Origin of the sequence: Promicromonospora kroppenstedtii DSM 19349 (assembly GCF_000515355.1) — a bacterium.
GTDB lineage: Bacteria > Actinomycetota > Actinomycetes > Actinomycetales > Cellulomonadaceae > Promicromonospora > Promicromonospora kroppenstedtii.
Map to the genome: position 1 here is coordinate 1,995 of NZ_KI911693.1, position 4,075 is coordinate 6,069.

5 protein-coding genes are annotated in these 4,075 nt (G+C 71.0%); 2 read left to right on the top strand and 3 right to left on the bottom strand.

The genetic code is table 11. From position 1 onward, the window contains the following. Positions 1 to 26 precede the first annotated feature (26 nt). Both PROKR_RS16815 and PROKR_RS16820 read right to left on the bottom strand, forming a co-directional pair. The gene (locus PROKR_RS16815) at positions 27 to 1,202 is read right to left on the bottom strand and encodes a glutamate--cysteine ligase (protein ID WP_036964890.1); all 1,176 of its coding nucleotides are present in this window, start codon (positions 1,200 to 1,202) and stop codon (positions 27 to 29) included. Then, positions 1,199 to 2,467: a class I SAM-dependent methyltransferase gene (locus PROKR_RS16820; protein WP_036964892.1), complete on the bottom strand. Its 1,269-nt coding sequence runs from the start codon at positions 2,465 to 2,467 to the stop codon at positions 1,199 to 1,201. The genes PROKR_RS16815 and PROKR_RS16820 overlap by 4 nt, the downstream gene beginning before the upstream one ends. 333 nt (positions 2,468 to 2,800) lie before the next feature. On the opposite strand from PROKR_RS16820, the gene groES reads away from it, so the two are divergent. Next, on the top strand, positions 2,801 to 3,097 hold the full coding sequence (groES, locus tag PROKR_RS16825) for a co-chaperone GroES (RefSeq protein ID WP_020016178.1): 297 nt from the start codon (positions 2,801 to 2,803) through the stop codon (positions 3,095 to 3,097). Between the two features lie 247 nt (positions 3,098 to 3,344). Here the strand turns inward: groES and PROKR_RS16830 are convergent, their stop codons facing one another. Then, entirely contained in the window at positions 3,345 to 3,632 is a 288-nt protein-coding gene (locus PROKR_RS16830; protein ID WP_020016179.1) for a WhiB family transcriptional regulator, read from the bottom strand. 191 nt (positions 3,633 to 3,823) lie between these two features. Here PROKR_RS16830 and PROKR_RS31635 point away from each other — a divergent pair. Next, a partial coding sequence (locus PROKR_RS31635; RefSeq protein WP_157602184.1) for a MerR family transcriptional regulator occupies positions 3,824 to 4,075 on the top strand: 252 nt, incomplete at its 3' end.

The following is a 4,075-nucleotide window of genomic DNA, read 5'->3' on the forward strand; positions in this document are numbered from 1 at the left end:
GGTCGTCTGACCCCGGCGCGGCGCCGTCAGCCGGCCAGGGGCCGGCCGGCGCGCATCTCCTCCATCATGGCGCGCACCACCGGCACCAGGTCGCCGTCGTGCGCCGCCGCCACCTCCTGCTGCCGCCGGTAGGACGGACCCGTGCGGACGATGTCCCGCACGCCGGCCAGCTCCCCGGCGCAGCCCAGACGGTGCGCCACGGGCTCGAGCTCGACCAGCAGCTTGCCGATCGCGTCGACGACGTGGCCCTGGTTGCCGTGCGCGTCGAGGATCACCGTGGCGTCCAGCCCGTAGCGTGCCGAGCGGAACTTGTTCTCGGTCACGTACCAGGGCGGCAGCTCGACCAGGTCCCGGCCCTGGTCGAGCTGCGTGGACAGGTGCTCGACCAGGCAGTGCACCAGCGCGGCCAGTGTCAGCGCCTCGGTGAGGTTGGTCGGGCCGTCGCACACCCGGACCTCGAGCGTGCCGAACTTGGGCGACGGGCGGATGTCCCAGTGCACCTCGTTGAACACCTCGACCGCGCCCACGTGCATCATGTCGCCCGCGTACGTCTCCAGCTCCTGCCAGGTCCGGAACGCGAACGGCAGGCCCGAGCTCGGGATCTGCTGGAACAACAGCGAACGGTTCGAGGCGTAGCCCGAGTGCTCACCCGCCCAGTACGGCGAGGCGGCCGACAGCGCCTGCAGGTGCGGGAAGTACTTGAGCATCCCCCGCATCAGCGGCAGCGCCTTCTCCCGGTCCTCGATGCCGACGTGGACGTGCAGACCCCAGATGATCAGCTGTGTACCCCACACCCCAGTGCGCTCGCGGATCCGGGCGTAGCGTTCCTTGTCGCCGATCTCCTGGTCGGCGCCCCGGGCGAACGGGTGCGTGCCGCCACCCATGAGCTCCAGGCCCATCGGGTCGGTCACCGTGCGCACGCGCTCGAGCGTGCGGGTGAGGTCGGCTCCGGCGGCGGCCACGGTGCTGCCCACGCCCGAGACCAGCTCGATCGTGTTCTTCATGTACTCGCCCGTGACGTGCGGGGTCAGCCCGCCGGGGCCGTGCGGCCGGTTGCCGCCGTCGCGGGCCAGAGCCTCCAGCACCTCGGGTGCCGCCTGGGACAGGTCCGCGGTGCCGGGCTCCACGAGCCCGATCTCCCACTCGATCCCCACGGTCGACCGTGGGGACTCGCCGAAGCCGAGCTGGGCCGGCGAGCTCATACGGCTCCCAGGGGTTCGACGAGCAGTATCTGTTGGTTGCCTGCAACACGGGTGAGCACGATCGTCGCCTCCTCGGTTCCGGTGAGTACGAGCTGCTTGCGAAGTTGTTCAGGCACCACGGCGGTGCCCCGCTTCTTGATCGTGACGCGCCCGACGTTCCGGTCGCGCAGGTAGGACTTGAGCCGCTTCAGGCCGAACGGCATGGTGTCGAGCACCCGGTATCCGGTCGCGATCGGGGCCTGCGCCCCGGCCGGGTCGGCGGGCCTGGCCGACGGCAGGGCGGCCGGCTCGTCCGTGGTCACGTACGCGATGGTCGGGTCGACGAGGCGCCCGCCCAGCTCGGCGGCGGCCTGACCCACCAGGCCGGCGCGGATGACGGCGCCGTCGGGCTCGTAGAGGAACTGGCCGACGCGGCCCACCTCCGGCTCGACGTCGTCGCCGCGCACGGTGCGGCTGAGGGTGTGCTCCTTGCCGTCGTCGTCGGTGAAGGTGCGCAGCACGAGGGCCGAGCGGCCGGGTCCGTCGGGCGCGAGCGGGCCGAACCAGAGCCCGGCCTCGACCACGTCGCCGTTCACGGAGACCCACTGGGTCTCGGCGTCGGCGGGCAGGCCCTCGTGCGCGATTCCCGGGCCCACCTTGATGCCGACAGCCGGCACGGTCTCGCGCAGCGCCCAGACCGAGTCGAGCGGGGGCTCGTAGGCGTGCGGGTCGAAGATGCGGCGGCTGCGGCCGCCCGACCCGCCGCGCACGCGCCGTGCGGGGTCGGCGTAGACGCCCTCGATGCCCTCGGCGCGCAGGTCGAGCGTCAGGCCGTCGGCGTGCCGCACCTCCGCCTCGGGGAAGTGGCGCAGGTTCCACTGCGCGATGGCGGCCGTGCACTCGTCGAGGTCGGTCGCGACGACGCGCAGGCCCGTGCCGGCGAACGCGAGGGAGTCGGCGCCGATCCCGCAGGTGAGGTCGGCGAGCGCGGTGATGCCCGCGTCGAGGTACCGCCGGGCGTGCAGCGCCGCGACCACGAGCCGCGTCGCCTGCTCCAGGCCGTCCGCGGTGAACAGCATCCCGTCGGCGAAGTCGCCGAACTTGGCCCGCGCCCGCGTGCGGAGCCGGGACTGGGTGACGACGGCGGCGGCGAGATCCGCCGCGACGCCCTGGGAGCGCAGCGTGGAGACGGTGCGCATCGCGTCGCGCTCGTCGTACGGCGGTAGTGCCGCAAGCAGGGCCCAGCCCTCAGGGCTGAGGAGTTTGCTCAGAATCGCCGCATCCATGGGAAGATCTTTCCACGTTTGTCCTGGTCGTGACGAGTAGCCGGGCGCAACCTTTTGGTGGAGATGACGAGTTTTCGACGTCCTGGCGGCGAGTCGGCCTCCAGGCGTGTGAGCGACTCCACGCGATTGGCACTCGCCTTGACCGAGTGCTAGCGCCGACCTAGATTTGGGGTTGTTCACCGGCGCGGAGCCCGATAGCGGGCCTCGCGGCGGAGGACCCAGACGTTCGTGCCCGCCGGCACCCGCGACGACGGCGGACCGTCGAACGTTCGAGCCCCTTAAGTCAACCACGCAGCTGATCACTCGATCCGCTCACGAAAGAGGAGGTCCGACGTGTCGGTCCCCATCAAGCCGCTCGAGGACCGGATCGTCGTCAAGGCTCTCGAAGCCGAGACCACGACCGCTTCCGGCCTGGTCATCCCGGACACCGCCAAGGAGAAGCCCCAGGAGGGCGAGGTGCTGGCCGTGGGCCAGGGCCGCATCGACGACAACGGCAACCGTGTGCCGCTGGACGTCGCCGTCGGTGACAAGGTGATCTACTCCAAGTACGGCGGCACCGAGGTCAAGTACGCGGGCGAGGAGTACCTGGTGCTCTCGACCCGCGACGTCCTCGCGGTCGTCGTGGGCTGATCCCAGCCCGCGACAGCTACAGACGAAGGCCCCGCACCGGTCGGTGCGGGGCCTTCGTCGTGGCGGAGCCCTGGTGCTGTCTGTCTGTGGTGCCGTTCCTGGTGCGCGTGTCTGCGCGCCTGGCGCCCGGCCGACGTGCTTCGGCGCACGCCTGTCCCGGCGGGGTGCTGCTTCCTCAGGCGTGCTGCCTCAGGTGCCGCACGACGTCGTGCGGCAGAAGTTGTTCGGCCTGGCCAGGCGGGCTCTGTCAGGCGGAGACGGACTTGCCGGCGAGGATCGCCGACCGCTCGTCCTCGCTGAGCCCGCCCCACACGCCGTACGGCTCGCGCACGCGGAGCGACTGCTCGCGGCACTGCATCATCACGGGGCAGGAGCGGCAGATCGCCTTCGCGGCCTCGGCGCGACGCCGGCGGGTTGATCCACGCTCACCCTCGGGGTGGAAGAAGAGGGTGTCGTCCGCGTCGCGGCACGCACCCTGGTACTGCCATTCCCACAGTTCCATCACCGGACCGGGAAGCCTCGAGATCTCCGTCATGGCGAACAACCTACAAGTTGTGCAGAAGTTGTTCAAGGGGCAATTTCGTTTCATCTCGATCAAATCGAGTCAGCCCGAAGCGGTTCGGCCCTGACCGGATTTGTTCCAATCTGGACTGGAATCCACCGAGATCGGCGGCACGCCGGGTTTCGCAGTGGCGCGGAGAGGGTCCGGTCGGCAGAATCGAGTCCATGACTTCTTCGCGACCCGCCCAGAACTCGGGCGGGTCACGTACATCCAGCCCCGGACTGGCTGTCGCCGCGGTAGCCCGGCGCCTCGGGGTCGCTCCCGCGACCCTGCGTACGTGGGACCGCCGCTACGGCCTCGGCCCGTCGGGCCGCACCGCTGGATCGCACCGCCGCTACACGCCGGACGACGTCGCCCGGCTCCTCGTCATGCGCCGGCTGACCCTCGAGGGCGTGGCCCCCGTCGACGCGGCTCCC